At 36.3% G+C, this 1205-nt stretch carries 1 protein-coding gene; it reads right to left on the minus strand.

Going from position 1 to position 1205, the window contains the following annotated elements; all coding sequences use genetic code 11:
* Nucleotides 1–219: 219 nt before the first annotated feature.
* A complete protein-coding gene (locus tag AC2YHV_RS27535; RefSeq protein WP_487374601.1) occupies nucleotides 220–1074 on the minus strand; it encodes a DUF6843 domain-containing protein in 855 nt (284 codons plus the stop codon).
* Nucleotides 1075–1205 lie beyond the last annotated feature (131 nt).

Raw genomic sequence — 1205 nt, forward strand, 5'->3', positions numbered from 1 at the left:
CTGCCCCGTTAGTTCCATAAGAAAAAGCTGCCTTAAAGACAGCTCCGATCTTCAGCTAACGCACCTGTTAGTTCATTAAGAAAAATTTACATTTGCTATGAATGTTGTTCAACAATAATTTTTCAACCTGTTTTTTTGTTTTTCGACAGGGAAAGTATGTTTAGCTAATTTCCCATATGGATTACCATTAATAGCTGTCAAATGGCACCCAATTTCCATTTAGTTTTTAGGTTTATCCAATCCTTCTTCTTTAATAATCTCTTCTAACGAGAGCCCTCGGGGCATAGTAGGGTCTACGTTCTCACTAAACGTTTCACTGCAATGTGTATTTGTTACAGTAAAGTAGGAGCTAGAGTACTCGTAGTCATCTATTTGTACGCCATCCGTGCCTCCAAGATTTATGCAAGTATCGTCAATTTTTTCTTTATGTCCTTCTGAATCAATATAAAAATATTGATTATTGATAATTCCTTCTTTTTCAGGATGGGGGCTGAGTGTGTACCCTTTTTCATTAATTCGATAAACATCAAAGTCTTCACTTTTTTCAGGTCTTGGAGCATCCTTGACACCGTACACCACTCTAACTTCACCTTCATACCCATTTGGAATGAGATAAGTTTCATTTGTATGCTTTTCAAACAATGGCCCCGAGACTAACATTGACCCAGATAAAGCTAAAGAGAATAAGATAACGATAGATAGTGTGTTAGTAACTATTACCTTGTTGGCTGGCTTTATCCCCCTGTTGTGTTTTCTCATTCTCTGCCATTCTTCTGATAGGAAGAAGAGAAAAGAGCAAATAACTGCAAAGATTCCGAGTTCGCCTAAAAGGATGAAGGATAGAAAACCAAACACCGAATAGATCAAGGATGCGAAAATAAAACGATTCTTTCCGATCTTTTTTGTGGCAAAATCGGATAAAAACGAAACGGGTATCCCGTAAACAACATTTCCAATGAAAACATATATTATCACGATTATAAAAATTTCGGGTTCCAACAGGAGGAAGAACCCTCCGAGAATAATGCTGACAAGTAAGACGGATTTAAGCTTTGTACTGATTATATCTTTCATTTTTATTCCCCTTTTGATTTTCACTCTCTATCAATAGAGCATACGGTTTTATCTGATTATATGAAAATTGCACATAAGTAAAATTTACCATAAAATGGACTATCCTGCCCCGTTAGTGCCATAAGAAAAAG

Source organism: Peribacillus sp. SRI_006 (genome assembly GCF_057586375.1).